Origin of the sequence: Sinorhizobium sp. CB7, assembly GCF_041357635.1 — a bacterium.
Lineage (GTDB): Bacteria > Pseudomonadota > Alphaproteobacteria > Rhizobiales > Rhizobiaceae > Rhizobium.
In genome coordinates this window covers 148997-171608 of record NZ_JAULLL010000003.1, presented here as the reverse complement: position 1 = coordinate 171608, position 22612 = coordinate 148997, and the positions used below count along the sequence as shown (strand labels likewise).

The window sequence follows — 22612 nt, the reverse complement described above, 5'->3', positions numbered from 1 at the left end:
TGGCGTCTCCTGCGCTAGTGGGCCGATGTGCATTCGCTTTCGATAATGGCGACGAACCTTGCTGGATCGTCGATCATCGGGAAGTGCCCGCAATTATCGATAATGTGAGTTCTGACGCTCTTGAGGATCGTCTTGAAATTGGCGGCCTTGGAGACTGTCGGGCTCTTGTCCCCGAAGATGAGGACCTGATCGGCCGGGAATGCCTTAAGGTCGGCCGCGATATCATATTCGCGCAGCGCCCACATGACGCTGAGGCATGTCTTCGATCCCGCTTTGGAGCGGTCGATGTTCCAGCGCTGGAGAAGTTCGGGCGTGACTTCACGCAGGCGCGGAGCAATGCGTTCAAATGTTTGGGTCACCGGAGCGTAGTTGGCTTCGGTGTTCGCCCAATTGCCTTTCCACTCCTCGCCTGAGCGGAACGGGCATTCGACGACGAAGATTCTCTGGAACCGGTCAGCATAATGAGCGCCAAGGGCTACGCAAATCGCCCCGCCGATCGACGCGCCCGCGACGATGGCTTTTTCGAGGCCAAGCTCGTCCATGGTCTCTATGACCGCATCGGCATATTCGCGAACGCTGAGATGGCGCAGCAGCGGATCGGAATCGCCCTGGCCCGGCATGTCCCACGCGAAAACCTCGAAGCGCTCGGAAAGTGGCTCGATGACGTGCTCATATTCGTAAGCGGAGCCGCCGTTGCTATGGAGGAGAAGGAGCGGCGTGCCGCTGCCTGCGGTCAGTAAGTGGATCCGACCATGTGCCGTCTGAACGAACTTGTCATGCATTGGGGCGCCTGTTGTTGAGAAAACCTTGGCGAATATAGCCAGCGTCTTGCCGCGATAAATTGCATTAGTTAGAAAATTACTTGTGAAATTTTTTCCGAGAAGGTGAGGAAGTAGGTTTGAACAAGTTTGCCGCGTTGCGCATGTTCGTCGCCGTCTCGGAGCAGGGCAGCTTTACTGCGGCAGCCAAAAAGCTCGGCACATCCGCCTCGACCGTCACCAAGGCGATCAGCCGCCTGGAGGATGAGTTGCGCGTCAGGCTCTTCAACCGAACGACGCGACAACTTGTCCTCACCGAGCAGGGCCAGGAGCTTTTCGAGCGCGCGCAGAAGATTCTTGTCGATCTCGCAGAGGCCGAGAGCGTGATGCACGTGGCCAGCAAATCCGTGCAGGGCACGGTAAGGCTCGTTGTCCCATACCTGTTCGGACGCTTGACCCTCGTCCCTGCTCTCGAGGAGTTTTTCACCCGATATCCGGACGTGAAGCTGCAGATCCATTTTAGTGACAGGTCCGTCGACCTCATCGAATCGGGCTACGACCTCGGCGTGCATACCGGTGAGCTCGCCGATTCGAGTACGATCCGCCGACAGCTGACCAAAGGTCCTATGATCACCGCCGCATCCCCGGCCTACCTGACCAAGCACGGCACCCCAGAAAAGCCCGAGGATTTGTTGGAACACAACTGCATCCACGGCCGGTTCGGCTTCGACTGGAGCTTCAGGAACGAACAGGCGGGACGGCTGCGCATCCGGACTTCGGGCAATCTTGCCATCTACAATGGTGACGCCCTACGCGAAGCGGCGGTAAAGGGACTGGGCATCGTCCACTCGTCATGGTGGGCCCTCAGGCAGGATTTGCAGGCGGGCGCAGGCTGATCCCGATCCTTGAAGCTTATCAGGTCGAAGGACGCGCTGTGTCGGTGATATTTCCGGCCGGGCGCCACCTTCCGGCGAGGGTCAGGGCGGTTATCGACTATCTTGCCGAGATTACGGCATCGTGAGTGGGACCGATCACGATGCATCCCGCGAAGAGATCAAGATCGGTACGCCGCAAGCGCTTGATGGGGCCTGACGCCGCTCAAGGCAATCACGGACCGAGGACTGGTATCGAAGCATCAACCGTCCAGGAGCTTCGTCGCCTCCTTGGCAAGTGAAAGGTCCACTACCCTATCGAAAGGAAGCTTCTCCTTCTGGATCTGGAATTCCAGATTCAGATCCTGCATGTAGTCAATCTGCTTTGGAGTGAGGACAAGATCACGCGAGTAGGTCTTGTACTCGCGGGTGAACTTGATCATCATGCGGCCCTGCGCCTCTTCCGTTGCGCCAATGGCGGTGTTGTAAGCCTGCATGAACGCTTCATCGGCCTTTGGATCCTCCATCATGAAGCGATACAGCTTGCAGTAGGCCGCCAGCACGCGGACAAGACCCTCACGTTTGGTTTCGATTGCCGTGTCGGAAGCATAGGAGCCCTGATAGGGATATTCCGGCAGTTCCGACCAGAAATCGGCAATGGCGTGAACACCGTAGGCGGCCTGCTGATCGTACACGTCGGTCATCGCCGGCCCTGCAGCCACCCTGCCGGCAATCACCGACTTGAAAACGGCAGCGCTGCTGCCGATATTGACGAACTGCACGTCATTAGGGTTGACTCCGTGCTTGCGCAGCAAAGCCACCATCATCTGGTGCAAAAGCGCGCCGATCGCTCCGGTCCCCACGGTCTTGCCCCTGAGGTCCTCCACTTTCTTGATGTTCGGGTCGCTCGTGTAGAGCGCCTGCGCGATCAGCTGATTGGCTGCCGCCACGACCTTGAGCTTAGCCCCCTTCTCGATTGCCGGAAGCACCTGCGAGAAGCCGGAGAGAATACAGATATCACTTTCCGCGCTGATCAGGCTGCCCATGAGCTTCGATCCGTCCGCCACGTTGACGGTGGTCGTCTTAACGTTGAAATCCTTGAAATAACCGAGCTGATCGATCAGCGTCTGGACGACGAGCGTGGCGTTGGAACTCGTATTGACGATGTTGACGGTATAGGGAAGATCGGCAAGCTTTGCCTCGCCGGCCGCGAGCAGCTTGTCGAACGGTGTGCTGGCCATCAAAGCAAGAGCCGCCCCGCTCGAGCGCATGATATCCCGGCGCGATAGATTGATCCTGTCAGTCTTCATTGTTTACCTCCCCACTGCCGCAAGACAAGCGTCTCGACGGCTCTCGTAACCGGCGCGCGCCGACTGTGTCTCTTGCTCCGCAAGTCCGGCACTCCTTGGCCGGAAGCACTGCGGCGTAAGCGCAAAGACTGCATCAAAATCAGCCAGCAACAAGATCAATAAGTTTGTCATGGCGATAAGTTTTGACTGCGCTCGGCTGGCATTCCCGCCGAAAGCCTGGTCTGCGCTGCTTGCCTTGGTATATTCGTGTCAAGACCGATCGCGGCTGCGTGCGAAGCGGCAGGCAAGCGATGAGAAGCGTGTCCTTAGATCCACGGAGCCGCGCGTTACGGTAGATGGCGCCCCCGCACTCAGTGCGCCTGTGTCCCGAAGGCCATTTCGCCGATCGATTTCAGGAGCGTCTGCCGGCGATCGGCAAAGGCCGTCGCGGCGTCGACGAGCCGCCGGTCGGCATCCAGCATGTCGTGATCGAGGAAAAGGTTGGTGTCGGTTTCCGTCGGCATCATGTGCAGGCCGACCAGCACCTGACGGAGCTGCTCGGCCGCCTTGACACCGCCGCGGTGGCCGTAGCTGACGATAACCGCCGGCTTTGCTTCCCATTCGGAGTAGAGATGGTCGAGCGCGTTCTTCAGCGACGCCGGATAGCCCCAGTTGTACTGCGGCGTCAGGAAGACAAAGCCATCCGCCTGCTTTACCTTGTCGCTCCATGCCTGAGTGTGCGGCTGCAGATAGCCGCCATGCTTCGGCTGGTTCGGCTCGTCGTCCAGCGGCAGATGCCAGTCCTTGAGGTCGACGATCTCGAACCTGAGATCGGGAAGCCCTTTGACGGTCTGCAGCACCCAGGAAGCGATCTGGCCGCCGATGCGCGACGGCCTGACGCTGCCGATGATCACCTGAACTGTCTTCATGCGTTGCCTTTCCGCCAAGCCGATCCCCCTCAATGAATGCATGCCGCACAGACGCCAGCCGTGCCCTTTCGATTATCTCGACGTCCACCGCGCCAGTGAATCGCCGCTCAAGGGAACGCCGGTGAAGACCGTCGCCTCCTCACGCCAGCGCTGCGGCGCCGGTCCGCCCCAGGGCACGATCATGTGCTTTTCGCTCGCGGTCCAGATACGCGTCTCCTCCTCCTGGTCCATGTACTGCATCGGAGGGAGAATAAGTTCCAGCCGATGTCCCATCGGATCGCGGAAGTAGACGAAGGTGCCGTTTCCAGGACCATGCCGCCCCGGCCCCCGCTCTACGTCATTGCCGATGCCCATGCTTCCGGCAACATCGCAGGCGCGGAAGACCGATTGCAGGTCCGAAACGACATAGGCGAAGTGATGCAGGCGAGGCCCAGCCCCCATCGCAAGAACGAGATCATGCGGATTGTTCTTGCGATGCAGGAAAAGCCCGATGCACCGTTGGGTGCCGCTCTCGACGATAGCCTCTGAGGCCCGGAATCCCATGTCGACGAACTTGTCACCGGTCGCACCGACGTCAGGCACTACGATCTGCACGTGGTCGAGGCGCAACGCCCTGCCGCCGCGAGGGGCTTGGTATTCCGTGTGGCCTCGTGCAAGCGTCTCCATTTCCGCGACCAGCTCGAAAACAACTTTGGAGGAATGACGAACGAGTAGCGTCCGCCCCTGGCCCCGCCGGTCTATCCATTCGATGCTCTCGCCGATACCTCGGAAATAGGCCTCTGCAGCATCGAGATCGGCATCCTGCAGCACGCGAAAACCGATAGCGTCGCAACTTGGCGGCTCGTCGGACCGCCGCAATATCAGGCTGTGATGGCAAACTTCCTCGACGCCGCGCATGTAGACCGCATCTGGCTCTCGGTGGCTGACCTTGAGGCCAGCAATGTCCTCATAGAACGCACGGGAGGCTTCAATATCGCCTGTGGTGAGGCATACATGGCTCGCTCGCGTAACTTGGAATGGTGGATTGCAAAAGGCTCGGTTCATGGATCGGGCACGCTCTCTGATTGCTGCAGCACGGTCAGCATCCTTATGAACGCTTGCCGGGCTCGCCGCTCATTAGAATCAACGGGCACATGATAAGATTGCCAGGCGAGGGGAACTGGCGCGCACGCATGACCATGCGCAGCCGAACTGCGGTGATGGGCAATTGCCAAAAGTTTGGAAATCAAGGGCGCGGACACAACTGGATGGGCTGCGCAGTGCTCCATCAGCCTCTCAGAGCTGCGATTCGAAAATCCTGTCGGCCTCGCGCCGCACCAAATCGATGAATTTCTGGTGCAGGGGTGTCGGCATCCAGTTGGAGCGTCGCGCGATGCCGAGCGAATGGATTGGCTCGATTGGACCAAACGAAATTTCGACAAGTGCGCCGAGTTCCTTCTCCTGCTCGAACTCGAAGCGCGTGACAAGCGCCAGGCGATCGGACCCCGACAGAAGAAGGCGCATGGTCGAAAGGGAGGTGACCTGGATCGTGTTCGGCTTGCGCGTCAGGTTGCTGATGAGGCGATCGAACGTGGCGCGGCGTGCCGCATGGGGCCCCGGCGCGATCCAGTCGTAGCCGTGAAGGTCCTCGTATGTCAGCGAATTTTTGCAGGACAGCGGGTGGCCCGACCGGGCAACAATGACATACGGCAGGGCGACCAGGGGCTCCTGTTCAATCTCCTGCATTTCGTCCGTGCCGGAAAGCAGACCAACATACATGTCGATGTCTCCATGCTGCAGGTCGGCCGTTAACTGCTGGATTTCTCCGACCTTCACCTCCAGGCAGGCATCGGGATAGAATTGCGTCAGGTTATTTAGTACGGGGCCGACGACGAAGCTTCCGGAAAGTGGCATGGCGCCGATGCGCAATTCGCCAAACCCACGGTTCTCTTCAGCCGAAATCTCCTCCAGTGCGTAATTGATCTCCTGAAGCGCGATAGACAGCCGGCGGCCGAGCGTGGCTCCCGCCTCCGTAGTCGTCAGGCCGTTGACGGTGCGGACCATCAGCATCCGGCCGAGGCTCTTTTCGAGGTCCCGCGCGGTCCGGTAGATCGACGCTCGTGAAATCGCGCTTTCGTCCACATTTGCCAGGTCACCGCCCGCGATCGCGCAGAGCGCTCGGACTTGCGGCCTGGTGATGCGGTCGATCACGGCGGAGTAAGATGACGTGTTCGCACGGTTGATGCCTACAACTTCCAGCGCGTCGTCAATCTGACCGAACATTCTATCGACCCGTGCCGCCAGCAGTTTTCCGGCGGCAGTCGTATAGGTGCCACGGCTCGATCGCTCGAACAGCACGGCGCCCATCTGTTTTTCGAGCTTGGCAATCGCAAGCGTCACCGCAGGCTGCGTGAGATGCACAGCCTCGGCCGCCTTCCGGACGTTCTGAAGCTTGGCCACCAATTGGAATGCGCGCAGGTGCCGCAGGTTAGAATTCGGACAAGTCACGGTTCCTCCCTTTCATGACCTCTCCCATTCTTGATCAATAGCAAGATCGATTGTGTAAATCATCAGGGATTCCGCGTCGAGCGAAAGCGGGTAAATCGCAAGTCACGACGGCGGCCCACCAGGATCATGTCAAGAACCCCATGCCGACGGTCGCCAGCATGCCGGCAATAAGAAGCCCGCATGCAATGATAAGATTTGCGAAAAGCCATATTCCCGAGCTTCGGGCGATGGGATAGCTGTCGATGTGTCGTGGGCAGGAGAGGCGATCCCGAGTGACCGCAACATGAAGCGACGGCAGAGACGATTGCGGTATCGACCATCTGGATTGGATGGCGGTTGGGAGTACCAGAACATCTGGAGGCAGCGTACCGCGACATCGCGTCCTGGCGGTGGAAGCATCGATACGATCTCGATGACGGATGACGCCGTTTGCGGCAGGCCAGGCCAAATCTCGGGATCTGAAGCCGCGACAAGGGAACGCTTATTGGGAGGAACACATGAACCTGCAAAACCTTATCAAAATCACAGGCCTTGCGACGGGTCTGGCGGCGGCGTCAATCGGGCTCGCCAAGGCGGAAAGCGTCGAGGAATTCTACAGTAAGCACAACGTGACACTGGTCGTCAGCGCCGCGCCGGGCGGTGCAAGCGATTTCTTCGCAAGAGAATTTGCGAAGTATTTTTCCAAGCACATCCCCGGCAAGCCGCGGATGATCATCGTCAACCAGCCTGGCGCGAGCGGAATGCAGGCAGCACTACAGCTGCAGAGTTCCCAACCGAAGGACGGCTCCGTCGTGGCGCTGCTGCAACGAAATAATTTCTACCTGCCGCTGGTCTCCGAACAGAACAAGCAGTTCGACCCACGTCAGGTGCGCTGGCTCGGTAGCCTCAATAAGGAAAACTACACGGTCATCACCTGGAACACTGCACCGGTGAGCAAGGCCGAGGATCTTTTCACGACGCCGGTCCAGATCGGAGCCAGCTCCTTTGCAAACGAGAACCGCACCTTCGCGGCGATGATGAACGAGTACTTCGGCGCCAAGTTCGCCATCGTCACCGGCTACGAGGGCAACGAAGCAATCAGCCTGGCGATGGAACGCGGCGAGGTGCAGGGCCGCATGCAGACTGTCAACAGCCTGATGGCCGGCAGCGAGGCTGCATGGCTGAAGGACAAGAAAATCAACGTCCTTTTGCAGGTCTCGCTCGAGAAGGATCCCAATTTCCCGAACGTGCCGAGCATCATGGACTATGCCAAGGAGCCCGATACGGTGGCCCTCGCCAATTTCATGCTCGCGCCGTTGAAGGCAGGCCGGCCGTTTGCTGTTCCGCCGGGCGTGCCGGAAGACCGGCTTGCAGCACTGCGCAAGGCTTTCAACGACGCCGCGGCCGATCCGGAATTCCTGGCCGAGATGAAGAAGGTCAATTCGGCAGTCGATCCGATCACGGGGGAGGAAGTGGAGGCGGTGATCGCCGACCTTTACAAGACACCCGCCCCCGTTCTTGAAAAGGTCCGCAAGCTCCTGACCCCAAAGTAAGTCCGGCGACCGTCACCAGTGGCCCCGCGGCAAGGAGCCTCGCGCGGCCCTTTGTCCGATCAATTGAGCGCATTCTGCATCAAGATCTCATACATGCCGGTGGAATTCGCGTGGATAAGCAGGAGACGAGCTTTGGAATCCGTTGTTGACGTAAGCATGCTCGGTGCCGCATGGGAGGCGTTCCAGATCATTTTCGATCCGATGCGCCTGGCGATCCTCGCCTTCGCAGCGCTTCTCGGTGTCATCCTCGGCATCCTTCCCGGCATCGGTGGTCTTGCCGGGACTGCGCTTCTGCTGCCGTTCACCTACACGATGGATCCCTATACGGCCTTTGCATTCCTGCTCGGTCTCGGCGCGACCACGTCGACCGGCGATCCCATTCCGGCCATTCTTTTCGGCGTGCCGGGAGGCGCCGGCTCGGCGGCGACGGTGCTTGACGGGCTGCCGATGGCAAAGCGCGGAGAGGCCGGCCGGGCGCTTAGCGCCGCCTATATGTCATCGCTCATGGGCGGCCTCTTCGGTGCGGCGCTGATGGCGATCGCCGTGCCGGTCCTGCGGCCGATCATGCTGCATGTCGGAACGCCCGAAATGGCCGCCCTTGCCATCCTCGGGCTTTCGACCGTTGCCGCGCTCAGCGGAAATGCGCCGCTACGCGGCCTTGCGGCAGCGTGCATCGGCATCATGATCGCGATGATCGGCACCGATCCGCGGACCGGGACCTTTCGCTGGACCTTCAACAGCCTCTATCTTTGGGACGGCATGCCGCTCGTGCCGATCACGCTCGGCATATTCGCCCTGCCGGAACTCTGCGATCTCGCCATCGGCAGGACCTCGATATCCGAAGGTGTCCGCTACAGCGTCAAGACGGGCATGATGCAGGGCGCCAGGGACAGCTTCCAACATTGGTGGCTGGTCTTGCGCTGCAGCTGGATCGGCGCGGCGATGGGCGCAATTCCCGGCATTGGCGGCGCCGTCATCGACTGGATGGCCTATGGCCATGCCAGCCGCACGGAAAAAGGTGCCCGCAAGACCTTCGGTCGAGGCGACGTTCGCGGCGTCATCGCCTCGGAAAGTGCCAACAACGCCAAGGAAGGTGGCTCGCTGCTGACGACGGTCGCCTTCGGCATACCGGGCAGCGCCGGCATGGCGATCATTCTCGGCGCCTTCATCGCCCAGGGCCTTGTGCCCGGCCCCGACATGCTCAGCAAGAACCTCAGCATCACCTATTCCATGGTGTGGAGCATCGCGATCGCCAACATCTTCGGTGCAGGCTTGTGCTACGCCTTCAGCGGCCAGTTTGCCAAGCTCGCGACGCTGCGCTACACACTGATCCTGCCAAGCGTGCTCAGCATCATCTATATTGGGGCCTATGGTGGTTCGCGGGAGTGGGGCGATCTCATAGCGCTGCTGGTATACGGCGTGCTGGGATGGGTAATGAAGCGGCTGAAATGGCCCCGTCCTCCCCTGATCCTCGGCGTCGTACTTGGTGCCGCGATCGAACGCTACATGTTCATCTCGATCGAACTCGACGGCATCGCCTGGCTGCTGCATCCCGTCGTGCTCGTTTTCTTCGCGATCGCGCTCTACGGGCTTGCCGCTCCTTTCGTCAAACGCCTGAGAGCGGGACGAAGCGGCAATGGAAAGGCAATGAAGCTGCGCGGCAGGATCGCGTTAAAGCCCACTGATCTGTTCTCGGTTTTCCTGCTGCTTGCCATCGGGTTCCTGATGTACAACACCTTGGGCTGGGCCGGCTCCTCCGCACTGGTGCCGCGGATCGTCGCGACTGTTGCGTTCATAGCGATCATCGGCAACCTTGTTCAGACCGTATGGGTACGGGGGTCCGGCCCTTCGCTCGCCGAACGCCTCGACGCAGATGTCGAGGCGGGAATGCACATGGACATGCAGAGCGACACCGACCACGTTTCGCCCGGACTGACGCTTCTCAGGGCAGCGATTTTCTTCGGATGGCTGCTCGCGTTCATGGCGTCCATGTCGATCATCGGCCTCATCCCGACAATTCCGCTCTTCGTGATCAGCTATATGCGCCTGGAAGCCCGGGAGCCCTGGAGGCTCGTGATCGGACAGGCGGTGGGGCTCACGATCTTTGTGTACATTGTGTTCGCCAAACTGCTGACGCTGGCCTGGCCGCCCACGCTGCTCGGAACGCTCTATCCCTGGCTTACCGATATCGTGCCGTCTCTTTGACCGGCGCAAAGGTCATCCAAAACGCGGAGAACGCACGACGCAAGCGAGACGACACCTCGCGCTTTCTGGCGAAATACCAAAAGCCGGGCAATAGCCGGCGGAGGGGATCCGGCTGTTGCCGCATCACGTTCGGCGAAGCGTCGCGCCGCCCACCACCTCCACACATCAATCGTAAGCGCGGCGGACCCGGAGCGTCCGGCGAAACGCCGGCGTTCCGGGTTTCGGTTACTATGAGGATCAGCCCATCCACTGGCTCACAGGTGCGGCCGCGTCCTGGAGAGGCTGGCTGATCACATCGATCAGCGTGGGACCGCTATGGACGAGCGCCCGGCGAAGAACAGAACCGAGTTCCGCCGGATCCTCCACGCGCCAAGCCTTCACGCCGTAAGCTTCCGCCACCGCGGCATGGTCGGTGCGATTGAAATCAACCGAGAAATAGCGCTCGCCGTAGCCGGTCTTCTGGCTGGCCTTGATCCAGCCGAAGACGGAGTTCGAAAAGACGATCATCGTCAGGGGGACATGATATCGGGTGATTGTCTCCAGCTCGCCGACCGTGAAGCCGAAGCTGCCGTCGCCCATGACCGAGACGACCTTGGCCGACGGTCGCCCGAACCAGGCGCCCACCGCAGCGGCCATGGAATAGCCGAGCGCGCCATGCGCACGATTGGTGATGAAATGGCGGCCGGGCCTCTTCAGTCGGTAGTAGGCCGACAGATAGGGACAAGGCGTGCCGGGGTCCGCAACGACGATGGCATCGTCGGGCAGCGCGGAATTGAGTTCCGCGACGACGGCCTCCGGCCGGATTGGGCGATGGTCGCCCTCGGCGAGGGCTGCGAGCGTCTCGGCCTTCTCCTGCTGCGCTCGGGCAACGACCGCTGCCGCGCCGCGCGACAGGGGCAGCGGGCGGACGGACGATTTCAAGGTGTCGCGCAAGGCCTCGAGCGCCAGCCGCGCGTCAGCGGCAACGCCCACGGCGGTGTGGTAGTTGCAGGAGATCACCATCGGGTCGATGTCGACGTGGACGATGGTGACGTCAGGGCCAGGTACGGTGCGATGTTCGGTCGAGGTCGAGCCGGCGCGGCAGCCGACGAAGATCACCAGATCCGCGCGGGCAAGCACATCGCGGGTGGCTGGTATTCCGCCATTGGCACCGACGACGCCGACACAAAGCGGATGCGTTTCCGCCAGCGATCCCTGGCCGCTGATCGTCGTGCAGACCGGTGCATCGACCAGCTCTGCGACCTCCGCCAGCACGTCCATGGCGCCGGAAATGACCACGCCGCCGCCGCAGACGAAGACCGGAAAGCCGGCATCCATGATGAGATCGGCGGCAGCCTTGACCGCGGTCAGGTCGGGGCCTGAGCGCCAGGCTGGAACCGCGCCAAGTTCGGGTTGGGCCCAGATGCCTTCCCCGCCGGTGCGCTGTTTCTGGATGTCATAGGGCAGGCCGATATGCGCAGCACCCGGCTTACCCGTCGTCATGGCGCGAAAGGCGGTACGCAGCGTGTGCGGGATTTCGCCCACCGTGTCGATCACCTTGTTCCACTTCGTAAGGGGCGCATAGAGCCGGGCCTGATCGAGTTGCGTCAGCGGATAGTGACCGCGTGCCGTCACAGGAACGTCGGTCGTGATCGCGAGAATGGGCACGGAGGATTCGTTCGATTCCACCAGTCCGGGCAGAAGATAGGTGGCGCCACCGCCGCTTGGGCCTTCGCAGACGCCGACCTTGCCGGTGACGCGGGCATAGCCGTCGGCCATATAGGCTGCCGAGCGTTCGTCGCGCGTGAGAACATGGGTTATGCCGTGATCAAGGCGGGCGAGTGCATCGTAAAGGGGCAGGCTGGTATCGCCGCAGAGTCCGAAAATATGGGTCACACCATGGGCTTCGAGCATTCTGACCACGACTTCCGCGCCGTTCATCGTATTTTCGCTTCGGTTCATGGCCGACCCGCTCTCCCTTTGCCAAGACATCCCGTCAATCAAACGCTGCGCTGCGAGACCGCGCGGCTCGGAGCGGTTGTCGACCAAAATCCCCCACAGGCGGATGATCGAGCCTGGCGGTGCAGGCGGCAACGTACAATCCCATTGTTGACCCGCCCGTCATCAGCCCGACCATCGACAGCCCGGGAGGAACGCGCACGGATGTCTACTTGTTCAACAGCGCGATGGCATCGCGCGCAATGGACATATCCGCCACCTTGTCGAGGGGCAGCATCTTGGTCTGCACCTTGAGATCGATGTTGAGCTGCTGCATGAAGTTCAGCCGCTCCTCGCCGAGAAGCAGATCCGATGCGAACGGCTTGTACTTCTGAATGATTGTCCAGACCGCGGTATTATCCGCCTCGCTGGCATTCGGGAACACGCTCTTGCGTGCCTTGAAGAAGGCATCCTTCGCCTCCGGTGTCTGGACGAAGCGATAGAGCTTCGCGTAGGCCGCCAGCGTGCGAACCAGCTTGTCGCGCTCCTTCTCGATCAGTGCGCTGGAGGTCCAAGCGCCCTGGTAGGTGTATTCGGGCAGCTCGACCGCCAGATTGCCGTTTTCGACCATCCTGACCTTGTACTGATCCTGCTGCTCGATAATCGCCAGTTCGCCGACACCGGCATCGATGGTGCCCATGGCGGCGCCCTTGAAGATGTCCACGCTGGCGCCGATGTTGACGAACTGGATCTTGTTGACGTCGACCCCATGTTTACGCAGGAGCGCCACCATCAACTGGTGGACGAGCGCGCCGATCGAGCCGGTGCCGATCGTCCGGCCTTCCAGATCCTTCAAGGTCTTCACGTCAGCCTTGCTGGTGAAGAGCGCGAGCAATGGCAGCACCGCGGCACCACCGAGAACACGGATATCTGCGCCGCGCTCGATGGCCGGAAAAAGCTGTCCGAAACCCGACATGGTGCTGAGATCGATACTACCCCCGACGATGCCGCTGAGAATCTTGGAGCCATCGGCGACCCCCATGACGTTCGGCGCCAATCCGAACTCCTCGAGGAAGCCCTGCTGCTTCATCAGTTCCTGCATCGTCAGGTTTACAGCGCCCGACGCGTTGGCGACGGTGACCGGCAAGGGCTGGCCTGACGTCGCCGCCATGGCAAGACGGGGCCCAAGAGCGCCCGCCACAAGCATTCCGCCCAAGACGCCACGACGTGTGATACGGATATCGAACATATTTCCTCCCTCTGGTTTTCGACGCAACTGACCTCGCCTTGAGTCTCGATCCGGATGCGCCGATGGCTTCAGCAGAGCACCATGTCGAGCCGGATTTTCTCATCGGTCCGGCAGCTCCCCCGGAAAAAGCGGCCAGCATCGCCCATGGCTACCGGCGGTGGAGCACCCGCCGGAAATTGATGCGCGCGCCGAGAATACAAAAAGTGAAAGCGAACGCGCCAAACGCCCCCCGCCCGAAGCGGTAGGGCACAAGCAGCGAGCCGGTCAGGCACCCAGGCCGGCGGTCGTGTCATCGAACAGTTCGTCGACGCTCGGCTTGCGGGGAATGATCTTCTGGTCATAGGCCCAGTCGATCGCCAGCTGGATACCCTTGCGATTGGCTTCGAGACCGAAAGGCGGCAGCAGGGCTGCCGGCGCCGCCGCACGGCTTTCCACGAGCAGGCGGTAGATCTCCTTGACGACGTCCGGCCTCTTCTTCGAGAGATCACGATGGACGACAAACATGTGGTTGATCGGTACGATATGCTCGCGCTCATACCACTTCTTTCCTGCTTCCATCGCGAAAGGAATGAGCGTGCTGATCCGCGGATCATCCGGCATGTCGTTGCCGAGGATCGCCGCGGCGATCTCGCCGGAAAACAGCATCTCGTCCAGCTTCGCGCCCTTCGGCAGCTGCTGGCAATTCGGTGGGTCACGATATTCGGCGAGGTGGCTCTCGTCGATCGTCAGCCAAGTGACCTTCTCGAGGTCGACGCCGTATTCGTCCTGGAGGATGCCGCGCACCCAGAGGCCGGTCGTCTGCGCATAGGTGCGCACGCCCACTTTCTTGCCTTCGATATCCTTCGGCTTCAGGTCGTTCAGCGCGTTGTTGAAACCGATGCAGTGGTGCTGCAGACGGCCGGATATCGGCGCCGGGAGCAGAACATAGGGTTTGTCGTAGATCTTGGCTTGCAGGAAGGTGACGATGGCGAGTTCGCCCGCATCGAAGGCATTCTGGCGCAGCATCGGCTTGAAGCCGTCATGGGCGGTCTTGGGGCCGCAGAAGTCAAAATCGACGAGCGGCGAGCTCAATGAGCCGCTCTTCAGCGCCTTTGTAACCGCGTAATCGGCGAGGTTCGTCCGCAGCTTGACTGGCGTGCTTGACATAGAATCCATGAACTTCTCCCATAGTAATTCGTGCGGGCGCGCTGCATCGGGCGGCAGCCTTCCGCCACTCTGCAGAAAGTGGTCCAGCGGGGCGGACCTCGCCAATTCAATTGTCAGCGGACCTGATAAGAATTTGGTTCGAGCCGCGTCTGGCGGTGTTCCCGACGGGGCAAGGCCGTCCGAACGACCGCGCCTTCACAAAGAACTTATCGGGGGGCACGGCATTCCAATTGGCGAACGGCCGGCGATTGTCTCACCCTTCTCGCAAGCGGAAGGACCATCGTCGTCTCCTTGGAGAAGTCGATTTTCGTCGGATTGAGGCAGCGCAGCACAGGTTTCGCCTGAGCCTACGGCCGCAATGCTTTCGAAAGACGGCCTTGAGATGGGATCGGTTCGCAAGCGTTGGAGGAAAAATGCAAACAACGAAAATAAAGCTTTCAGTACAGAGCGTCTCAAAGGCGTTCCGGATCCGAGGGACGTCGGGAGAGGGCGCGGGGCTGCTACAGGTCCTGCGCGGTCTGAGCTTCGACGTCTACGAGAACGAGATCGTCTCGCTGATCGGCGAGAGCGGCTGCGGTAAGACGACCCTGCTTCGCATCGTCCAAGGCCTCATCCGGCTCGATTCCGGAACCATCCGGGTCGACGGCAACACCGTCGGCGAGCCGGGCAGGGACCGCGGCTTCGTCTTCCAACAATCGAGCCTTTTGCCCTGGCGCACGGCACGCCAGAACGTCGAGTTCGGCCTCGAGCTCGCCGGCGTGCCGAAGGGCGCCCGTAACGAAACGTCCACCCGCCTGCTGGAACTTGTCGGCCTCGGGCACGCCACCGAACAATATCCGCACGAGCTCTCCGGCGGCATGCAACAGCGCGTCAATCTCGCCCGAGCGCTTGCCATAGACCCGGCCATCCTTTTGATGGACGAACCCTTCAGCGCGCTCGACGCACAGACGCGGGAAGTCCTGCAGCACGAGCTGCTGCGCATCCAGGCCGAGACCAACAAGACGCTGCTTTTCGTTACCCACGATCTCGATGAGGCCATCTATCTCAGCAACCGCGTCGTCGTGCTTGGCGCCAAGCCTGGCCGCGTCAAAAAAATTATCGAGATCCCCTTCGGACGCAACCGACCGGAATTGCCCGAACTGCGCGGCGATCCCGAATTCCAGCGCATCCGCGCCGAAATGTGGGATCTCATCCGCAACACCCCGGCCAGCGCCGCAGCGGCAGCCTGACAGGAGCCAGACACCATGCTCAATAAGACCCTCGCACAAGCCTCCGGCCAGGCCGTACAGGACCAGCCCGGCACCGGAGCCCACGACATGATCGAGGAACTCGGACCGCCGCCACGCTCGAACCGGACCCGCTGGATCAGGCTTGCGTCGATCGTGATCGTGCTCCTGGCATGGGAGCTTTTGGGCCGGCAGGTCAACCCGCTGTTCATGTCCTACCCATCGGCCATCGCACAGTCCGCCATGCGGATGATCGCCAGCGGCGAACTGCCCGCGGCCCTGCTGGAATCCCTGAAAACGCTGCTCGTCGGCTTTGTCGTCTCGTCCGCCTTCGGCATCTGCGTCGGGCTTGCGAGCGGTCGCTATAAAACGGTCGAAGCCGCCACCGATTGGGCCATCAACGCCCTCTATGCCACCCCGCTTGTCGCCATCGTACCGCTGGTGACCCTGTGGTTCGGCCTCGGCTTCGAGGCCAAGCTGTTCATCGTCTTCATCATGACGCTGTTCCCCGTCCTCATCAACACTTCCGCCGGCGTGCGCAACGTGCCGGACCAGCTTATCGAACTCGGCAACGCGTTCGCCGCAAACGAACGGCAGATCTTCAAAAAGATCATCCTGCCGTCAGCTCTTCCCTACATGATGACTGGCCTCAGGCTCGGCATCGGACGCGCCATCATCGGCATGGTCGTCGCCGAGTTCTTCACGGCCATCACAGGGCTTGGCGCCCTCATCATCAAATACGGGAACCAGTACGACACCGCATCCATGTTCGTACCGATCCTGGTCCTCATGCTCCTCGGTATTGCCCTCAGCATCCTCGTCAAACGGCTCGAAGACTGGATCGCACCCTGGAAAGCCGCCCGGGACGAATGAGCTGATCAAGGCGACTCCCGCCGAACCACAAAGAAGGAAAAGTTCAATGAGTGAATCACGGACCTCCGTCCGTCTGGATATTGCTGTGGCCGATTATCCCCAGACCTCTGGGCTCAAGGACGGCACTTATCCCATGCATGACATCGACGCGAACTTCATCAAGGTGGATCCCATTATTGCCGCCTACCGGCGCATGGTGCGCGGGCTTGAGTTCGACGTCTGCGAAATGGCGCCGACAACGTTCATGATCGCGCGCGGCTATGGCGCCCCTTACAAGGCGCTGCCGATTTTCGTGTCCCGGAAGTTTCATCATGGTGGTCTCGTCTGCCGCGAGGACGCCGATATCAAGACGCCCAAAGACCTCGAGGGCAAGAAAGTCGGTGTGCGGGCCTATTCGGTGACGACCGGGGTGTGGACGCGCGGCATTCTGGTCAATGAATTCGGCCTGGACGACAAGAAGGTCACGTGGGTCGTCGACGACGAGGAGCATGTCACCCAACTCAGGCTTCCGGAGAATGTGATCCACGTCCCGCAAGGCAAGTCGCTCGCCGGCATGATGGCCGAGGGCGAGATCCAGGCAGGGTTCACCGCGCGCGCCGGCATCGGCCGCGAGGGCCCTCCGAAGGCCGGGTGGGAGGCTGAGGGCCAGAAACCAATGCCGCAGATCTATCAGGATCTCTTTCCGAATACCGCCGAACTTGAGGCCGACTGGTACCGCCGTACCAAGGTCTATCCAATGCACGGCCTGATCGTTGTCAAGGACGATATCGTGCGCGATCACCCGCATGTGCCGAAGGCAATCTACCAGGCCTATGTGGACGCCCACGACGCCTGGCTGAAGAAGCTCAGTTCAGGCGAGGCCGATACCGCAGAGGACAGGCGCTACCGCGAACTCACCAAGGTCGTCGGGCCCGATCCTCTTCCCTACGGCATGAAGGCCAACCTACCGTCCATCCAGGCCATGCATGATTACGCCTTCCAGCAGGGCCTGATCCCCCGCCGCCTGACCATCGATGAGATGTTCATCGATCCCGACGCTTGATGCTTCACGCCGCATTGCAAAGGAATAGTTAAATGCCAAGCAAAATCTATGACATACACCCACATATCATTTCGCAGGATACCAAGCGCTACCCGCATGATCCGCTCGGCGGCATCCAGTCCGAATGGTCGCGTGACCGGCCGGTGAGCGCCGAGCAGATGGTCCAGGCCATGGACGAGGCCGGGGTCGCCAAATCCGCAATGGTGCAGGCGTCCACGTCCTACGGCTACGACAACAGCTATGTCACGGATTCTATAGCCAGGTATCCGGACCGCTTCACCGGCGTCGGCACCGTCGACCTCAAGGCACCGGATGCGATCGAGAAGATCGACTACTGGATGGCACGCGGGATCTGCGGACTTCGTCTCTTCACCATCGGCACGACGATCAAGACGCAGATGGAAGGCATCGACGACGAACGCAGCTTCGCCGCCTGGGACTATGCTGGCGAAAAAGGCCTGTCGATTTGCCTGCAGATGAGCCCAGACGCCTATCCGGCCGCAACGACGATGATCAGGCGCTTTCCGAAGGTAAAGGTGTTGATCGACCACCACGGCCGGGCCGACATCGCCGACGGCCCGCCCTATCTCAACGCACAGCCGTTCTTCGAGCTCGCTCAGTTCAAGAACGTCTACATCAAGCTGACGCCACGTTCGGCCGATGCTTCCGTGGCCGGCAAAGCGACCCCTGAGACCTTTTTCCCGCGGCTCGTCAAGGAATTCGGCGCCGACCGACTGGCCTGGGGCTCGAATTTCCCCGCCAACGAGGGGTCGCTGAAGGAGCTTCTGCGGCGCTGCATGGAAAGGATGTCGTCGCTTTCGCAAAACGATCTCGAGTGGATCTTCTGGAAGACCGCCGAACAGCTCTATCCACCTCTGGGACGATGACATGGCGGACCCGGCTGCCCCCGTTCGACTGTATTGCCTGTCGACCGAAGATTCCAACAGCAAGGCTTTGCGTCGTCGCCGTTCGTTTTCGACTTTCACGAGGGAAAGATCGTAAACGAAAACGTCAAAGCCGCGGTGCGCAAGCTCAAGGACGTTGCGGAAGGCGCAGCCGTCACGAAACTGCAGGCGCTCAGCTGCGGGAAGGAACTGGTTCTCCTGCCGTTTTCAATGAGGCTTGGAATCCAGGACGTCGACGAGCCCTACGATTGCGAACGGGGGCCGCTGAATGTCAGACAACTGGAATTCAGTCTCCTCGTCGGGAGCCTTCAGGACTGGACAGCTCCCTTAAGGGCAGCCCAACGCACATAAACTTCCCAGAGGGCCGAAACCTTCTGGGTCTTACCACGGATCAATTCGATTGCTGGTCGCAGCTATCACCGGCGTGGCTTTCGTCGTGCCCGGTTTGACCGTTGGAAAGGCAATTCAAATCCAAACGCCCGTGAAAACAAGGAGACGCTCATGATCGTCGATTGCCACGGTCACTATACGACCGCCCCGCAGCCTCTCAAGGACTTTCGCGCTCTGCAGATCGCAGCGCTTGAGGATCCCTCCAAAAATCCATCCAGGGAGATGATCAAGATCAGTGACGATCAGATCCGCGAAAGCCTGGAGAACGCCCAGATCAAGCTGCAGCGCGAACGCGGCATCGACGTCGCGATTTTCTCGCCGATCGCCGGACAGATGGCCCACCATATCGGCAATGCCATCACGAGCCAGGTGTGGTCGGAAGCCTGCAACGATCTGATCTACCGTGTGACACAGCTCTATCCGGACAAGTTCATCGGCGTATGCCAGCTGCCGCAGTCGACCAATATTGCGATCACGAGCGTCATTCCCGAGCTCGAACGCTGCGTGAAGGAGCTGGGCTTCGTCGGCTGCAACCTCAATCCCGACCCGTCCGGCGGCCACTGGAAGGACGCACCGCTGACCGACCGCTTCTGGTATCCTCTCTACGAAAAGATGGTTGAGCTCGACGTGCCCGCGATGATCCATGTCAGCGGCTCGTGTAATGCCTGCTTCCATCATACCGGCGCGCACTACATCAACGGCGATACGACAGCCTTCATGCAGTTTCTGACCGGCGACCTCTTCAAGGATTTTCCGACGCTGAAGTTCATCATCCCGCATGGCGGCGGCGCCGTGCCCTATCACTGGGGCCGCTACCGCGGACTGGCGCAGGACCTCATGAAGCCGCTGTTGTCCGAGCATCTCTTGAACAACGTGTTCTTCGACACCTGTGTCTATCATCTCGCCGGCATCGAGCTTTTAACCCGCGTCATCCCGGTCGACAACATCCTCTTCGCCACGGAGATGGTCGGGGCGGTGCGCGGCATCGACCCGGAAACGGGGCATTACTACGACGATACGAAGCGCTACATCGACCAGGTCTCCTGGCTGACGGATGCCGACCGCGCCAAGATCTTCGAGGGCAACGCCCGCAAGGTCTATCCGCGCGTCGGGCCGATCCTCGATCGTATTGCCAACGCCAAGAAAGGTTGAGACCATGTCTGATCTTCCCCGCCTCAACGGAGTGATCCGCGCCCTCGAACAGGGCAAGCATGCGGTCATGTCCTTCGCCAAGCCCGATGTCGAAGAGGCGATCGCGTTCGCCACATCGAACTATGACGGCATCATCATCGAGAAGGAGCATGGAGCCTGGGACGGCCGGGCGCTGCGCGATTCCATGCAGTTCCTTCTCAACCGCGCCCAGATCGTCAGTTCCGCGACGCTGGCGCCGAAGGTGACGCCGATCGTGCGCATCCCGCCGAACGGAGCCGAGAAGAACCAGTGGTTCGCCAAGCAGGCGCTGGACCTCGGCGTCTATGGCGTCGTGTGGCCCCATATCAGCACGGTCGAGGAAGCCTATAACGCTGTTTCCGCCTGCCGCTATCCGCGACTGAAGACGGCGCCACTTTACGAGCCGGCCGGTGTGCGTGGCGACGGCCCGCATGCGGCGTGCCGATATTGGGGCCTGACCAACCAGCAATACTACAAGAAGGCGGATGTCTGGCCGCTGGCCCCGGAAGGGGAGATCCTGGTCATGCTGATGATCGAGGACACTGCGGGTATCCGCAACCTGCCGGAGATGCTGAAGAGTGTCCCGGGCATCGGCGCGGTGCTGATCGGCGAAGGCGACCTCAGTCAGGAGCTTGGCTATCCACGGCAATACGAGCATCCGGTCGTGCTGGAGGCAATGGCGGAAGTCGTGGCGACCTGCAAGGCGTACAACGTCCCGGTCGGCCATCCGCATGTGGAACCGGAAAATGTCGAGCGCATCATTTCCGAAGGCTACCGCATCCTGATCACCCCGCCACGGCGCAGCTTCGCATCTCTCGACAAGACCCTGAAACTCGTCGGTCGGTGAGGGAAGCGCAGATGAGCACGCAGCGCCGGACAGGCGGACAGCTCATCGTGGACCAGCTCAAGGTCCACGGTGTCGACACGGTCTTCTGCGTTCCCGGCGAGAGCTATCTCGCCGTCCTGGACGCATTGAACGACGCACCAGCGATCCGCGTCGTCTCCTGCCGCCAGGAAGGCGGGGCGGCGATGATGGCGGATGCCTATGGCAAGCTCACGAACCGGCCAGGCATCTGCATGGTGACGCGTGGTCCCGGCGCCTGCAACGCCAGCGCCGGCCTGCATGTGGCAATGCAGGATTCGACGCCGATGATCCTGTTCATCGGACAGGTCGCGAGCGACCAGGTGGAACGCGAGGCGTTCCAGGAACTCGACTACCGCCGCATGCTCGGTCAATTGACCAAATGGACGTGCCAGATCGACGATCCGGCGCGCATCCCCGAACTCGTCGCTCGCGCCTTCCAGGTGGCGACCAGCGGGCGACCCGGGCCGGTGGCCATCGCACTCCCGGAAGACATGTTGCGGATCGTGGTCGAGCATGTCGGCGACGCGCAGCCCTACCGCCTGGTGGAAAGCTGGCCCGGGCCGAACCAGATCGACGCGCTGCGCGACCTTCTCGGCAAGGCTGGGCGGCCCTTCATGCTGCTCGGCGGCGCACCTTGGGACGAAGCCTCCGTATCCGCCATCCAGCGATTTGCACAAGCCAACCGGCTTCCGGTCGCAACCACGTTCCGGCGGGCCGACCGCTTCGACAATGCACATGAATGCTATGCCGGCGATCTCGGGATCGGGCCGAATCCGAAACTGGTCGAACGGCTGAACGCCTCCGACCTCCTGATCGTCGTCGGCGGCCGGTTGACCGAGATGACAACCGGCGGCTACAAGCTGTTGGCCATCCCAACGCCGCTGCAGCCGCTGATCCACATCCACCCCGATCCGGAAGAGCTCGGCCGCGTCTATCAGCCGACGCTTGCGATAAACGCGACGCCGCGTGAATTCGCCCATATGGTGGCTACCATGGAGCCGATCGCCGAACCGCGCTGGGCGGCGACCCCGCAGGAGGCTCACGCCGAGTACCTCGCCTGGCAGAAATGCCCGCCGACGCCCGGCCACATCCAGCTCGGCGAAGTGGTGGAATGGCTCGAAGCAAATATGCCATCGGAGACGATCTATACGAACGGCGCCGGCAATTTTACCGTCTGGCTGCACCGGTTCCATCAGTACCGGCGTTTCGGCACGGAACTGGCGCCTACCAGCGGCTCGATGGGCTACGGCTTTCCGGCAGCGCTTGCCGCAAAGCTCGTACGGCCAGGGTCGCCGGTGATCTGCTTTGCCGGCGACGGCGATTTCATGATGACCTCGCAGGAGATGGCGACGGCCGTCGCCTACGGGCTGAAGGTGATCGTGATCCTGATCAACAACGGCATGTACGGGACAATCCGCATGCATCAGGAAAACCACTATCCGGGCCGTGTCATCGCCACTGATCTCCACAATCCCGACTTCGCGCTTTTCGCAAAGTCGTTCGGCGCTTATGGCGAGATTGTCGCGGAGACGGCGGATTTCGCGCCGGCCTTCCGAAGAGCCCAGGCCTTCGACGGGCCAGCGGTGCTGGAACTGCGTGTCGATGCTGAGGCGATCACGCCGCGCGCGACCCTGACCAGCCTGCGTAACGCCGCACTCGCCAAACACGCTGCCGTCTGACACAGGAACCGATTGCCAACCAGAATGCTCGACCATGGGCGGGCTTTCCTCATGGTCGCTTCGCGAGTTCCCGCACGA

General features: G+C 61.1%; 19 protein-coding genes. 11 read left to right on the top strand and 8 right to left on the bottom strand.

The genetic code is table 11. The features are described from left to right. Positions 1-14: 14 nt before the first annotated feature. Complete coding sequence (locus AAE029_RS07925; protein WP_371072280.1) at positions 15-782, bottom strand: alpha/beta fold hydrolase; 768 nt, start codon at positions 780-782, stop codon at positions 15-17. A gap of 116 nt (positions 783-898) precedes the next feature. Here AAE029_RS07925 and AAE029_RS07920 point away from each other — a divergent pair, with 116 nt between their 5' ends. Then, positions 899-1654: a LysR substrate-binding domain-containing protein gene (locus AAE029_RS07920; protein WP_371072279.1), complete on the top strand. Its 756-nt coding sequence runs from the start codon at positions 899-901 to the stop codon at positions 1652-1654. A 239-nt stretch (positions 1655-1893) separates the two neighbouring features. Here AAE029_RS07920 and AAE029_RS07915 read toward each other — a convergent pair whose 3' ends face one another. The 4 genes from AAE029_RS07915 to AAE029_RS07900 form a co-directional block, all read right to left on the bottom strand. After that, positions 1894-2940, bottom strand: a complete 1047-nt coding sequence (locus AAE029_RS07915) for an ABC transporter substrate-binding protein (RefSeq protein ID WP_371072278.1) — start codon at positions 2938-2940, stop codon at positions 1894-1896. Between the two features lie 350 nt (positions 2941-3290). Beyond that, positions 3291-3848, bottom strand: coding sequence for an NADPH-dependent FMN reductase (locus tag AAE029_RS07910; RefSeq protein ID WP_371072277.1), 558 nt, complete (start codon positions 3846-3848; stop codon positions 3291-3293). Between the two features lie 72 nt (positions 3849-3920). Continuing rightward, positions 3921-4892 carry a VOC family protein gene (locus AAE029_RS07905; protein WP_371072276.1) on the bottom strand — a complete coding sequence of 324 codons (972 nt, stop codon included), beginning with the start codon at positions 4890-4892 and terminating at the stop codon, positions 3921-3923. A 231-nt stretch (positions 4893-5123) separates the two neighbouring features. Next, the gene (locus tag AAE029_RS07900) at positions 5124-6335 is read right to left on the bottom strand and encodes a LysR family transcriptional regulator (protein WP_371072275.1); all 1212 of its coding nucleotides are present in this window, start codon (positions 6333-6335) and stop codon (positions 5124-5126) included. A 497-nt stretch (positions 6336-6832) separates the two neighbouring features. Here AAE029_RS07900 and AAE029_RS07895 point away from each other — a divergent pair, with 497 nt between their 5' ends. Both AAE029_RS07895 and AAE029_RS07890 read left to right on the top strand, forming a co-directional pair. Continuing rightward, positions 6833-7867: a Bug family tripartite tricarboxylate transporter substrate binding protein gene (locus tag AAE029_RS07895; RefSeq protein WP_371072274.1), complete on the top strand. Its 1035-nt coding sequence runs from the start codon at positions 6833-6835 to the stop codon at positions 7865-7867. Between the two features lie 132 nt (positions 7868-7999). Then, positions 8000-10072: a tripartite tricarboxylate transporter permease gene (locus AAE029_RS07890; RefSeq protein WP_371072273.1), complete on the top strand. Its 2073-nt coding sequence runs from the start codon at positions 8000-8002 to the stop codon at positions 10070-10072. Positions 10073-10309: 237 nt separating this feature from the next. Here AAE029_RS07890 and AAE029_RS07885 read toward each other — a convergent pair whose 3' ends face one another. The 3 genes from AAE029_RS07885 to AAE029_RS07875 form a co-directional block, all read right to left on the bottom strand. Next, complete coding sequence (locus AAE029_RS07885) at positions 10310-12013, bottom strand: thiamine pyrophosphate-binding protein (protein ID WP_371072272.1); 1704 nt, start codon at positions 12011-12013, stop codon at positions 10310-10312. Positions 12014-12218: 205 nt separating this feature from the next. Continuing rightward, complete coding sequence (locus tag AAE029_RS07880) at positions 12219-13238, bottom strand: ABC transporter substrate-binding protein (RefSeq protein ID WP_371072271.1); 1020 nt, start codon at positions 13236-13238, stop codon at positions 12219-12221. Between the two features lie 264 nt (positions 13239-13502). Further along, positions 13503-14393 carry a phosphate ABC transporter substrate-binding protein gene (locus AAE029_RS07875; RefSeq protein ID WP_371072270.1) on the bottom strand — a complete coding sequence of 297 codons (891 nt, stop codon included), beginning with the start codon at positions 14391-14393 and terminating at the stop codon, positions 13503-13505. 404 nt (positions 14394-14797) lie between these two features. Between AAE029_RS07875 and AAE029_RS07870 the strand changes: the two genes are divergently transcribed. From AAE029_RS07870 to AAE029_RS07835, 8 genes are all read left to right on the top strand, one after another. Further along, a complete protein-coding gene (locus AAE029_RS07870) occupies positions 14798-15613 on the top strand; it encodes an ABC transporter ATP-binding protein (RefSeq protein WP_371072269.1) in 816 nt (271 codons plus the stop codon). A 15-nt stretch (positions 15614-15628) separates the two neighbouring features. Continuing rightward, a complete protein-coding gene (locus AAE029_RS07865) occupies positions 15629-16483 on the top strand; it encodes an ABC transporter permease (RefSeq protein ID WP_371072268.1) in 855 nt (284 codons plus the stop codon). 46 nt (positions 16484-16529) lie between these two features. Continuing rightward, positions 16530-17525, top strand: a complete 996-nt coding sequence (locus tag AAE029_RS07860) for an ABC transporter substrate-binding protein (RefSeq protein WP_371072267.1) — start codon at positions 16530-16532, stop codon at positions 17523-17525. A gap of 32 nt (positions 17526-17557) precedes the next feature. After that, positions 17558-18412 (top strand): amidohydrolase, encoded by an 855-nt coding sequence (locus tag AAE029_RS07855; protein WP_371072266.1) that lies wholly within the window; start codon positions 17558-17560, stop codon positions 18410-18412. A gap of 135 nt (positions 18413-18547) precedes the next feature. Continuing rightward, complete coding sequence (locus AAE029_RS07850; protein ID WP_371072265.1) at positions 18548-18781, top strand: hypothetical protein; 234 nt, start codon at positions 18548-18550, stop codon at positions 18779-18781. Between the two features lie 150 nt (positions 18782-18931). Further along, positions 18932-19972, top strand: coding sequence for an amidohydrolase family protein (locus tag AAE029_RS07845; RefSeq protein ID WP_371072264.1), 1041 nt, complete (start codon positions 18932-18934; stop codon positions 19970-19972). A 4-nt stretch (positions 19973-19976) separates the two neighbouring features. Further along, positions 19977-20837 (top strand): HpcH/HpaI aldolase/citrate lyase family protein, encoded by an 861-nt coding sequence (locus AAE029_RS07840; protein ID WP_371072263.1) that lies wholly within the window; start codon positions 19977-19979, stop codon positions 20835-20837. Between the two features lie 11 nt (positions 20838-20848). Continuing rightward, positions 20849-22534 carry a thiamine pyrophosphate-binding protein gene (locus AAE029_RS07835; protein WP_371072262.1) on the top strand — a complete coding sequence of 562 codons (1686 nt, stop codon included), beginning with the start codon at positions 20849-20851 and terminating at the stop codon, positions 22532-22534. The last annotated feature ends 78 nt before the right edge of the window (positions 22535-22612 follow it).

Excerpts from the sequence above, each read along its gene's own strand:
- AAE029_RS07925 (WP_371072280.1), bottom strand. The coding sequence starts at position 782 with ATGCATGACAAGTTCGTTCAGACGGCACATGGTCGGATCCACTTACTG.
- AAE029_RS07915 (WP_371072278.1), bottom strand. The coding sequence starts at position 2,940 with ATGAAGACTGACAGGATCAATCTATCGCGCCGGGATATCATGCGCTCG.
- AAE029_RS07910 (WP_371072277.1), bottom strand. The coding sequence starts at position 3,848 with ATGAAGACAGTTCAGGTGATCATCGGCAGCGTCAGGCCGTCGCGCATC.
- AAE029_RS07905 (WP_371072276.1), bottom strand. The coding sequence starts at position 4,892 with ATGAACCGAGCCTTTTGCAATCCACCATTCCAAGTTACGCGAGCGAGC.
- AAE029_RS07895 (WP_371072274.1), top strand. The coding sequence starts at position 6,833 with ATGAACCTGCAAAACCTTATCAAAATCACAGGCCTTGCGACGGGTCTG.
- AAE029_RS07885 (WP_371072272.1), bottom strand. The coding sequence starts at position 12,013 with ATGAACCGAAGCGAAAATACGATGAACGGCGCGGAAGTCGTGGTCAGA.
- AAE029_RS07880 (WP_371072271.1), bottom strand. The coding sequence starts at position 13,238 with ATGTTCGATATCCGTATCACACGTCGTGGCGTCTTGGGCGGAATGCTT.
- AAE029_RS07875 (WP_371072270.1), bottom strand. The coding sequence starts at position 14,393 with ATGGATTCTATGTCAAGCACGCCAGTCAAGCTGCGGACGAACCTCGCC.
- AAE029_RS07870 (WP_371072269.1), top strand. The coding sequence starts at position 14,798 with ATGCAAACAACGAAAATAAAGCTTTCAGTACAGAGCGTCTCAAAGGCG.
- AAE029_RS07865 (WP_371072268.1), top strand. The coding sequence starts at position 15,629 with ATGCTCAATAAGACCCTCGCACAAGCCTCCGGCCAGGCCGTACAGGAC.
- AAE029_RS07860 (WP_371072267.1), top strand. The coding sequence starts at position 16,530 with ATGAGTGAATCACGGACCTCCGTCCGTCTGGATATTGCTGTGGCCGAT.
- AAE029_RS07855 (WP_371072266.1), top strand. The coding sequence starts at position 17,558 with ATGCCAAGCAAAATCTATGACATACACCCACATATCATTTCGCAGGAT.
- AAE029_RS07845 (WP_371072264.1), top strand. The coding sequence starts at position 18,932 with ATGATCGTCGATTGCCACGGTCACTATACGACCGCCCCGCAGCCTCTC.
- AAE029_RS07840 (WP_371072263.1), top strand. The coding sequence starts at position 19,977 with ATGTCTGATCTTCCCCGCCTCAACGGAGTGATCCGCGCCCTCGAACAG.
- AAE029_RS07835 (WP_371072262.1), top strand. The coding sequence starts at position 20,849 with ATGAGCACGCAGCGCCGGACAGGCGGACAGCTCATCGTGGACCAGCTC.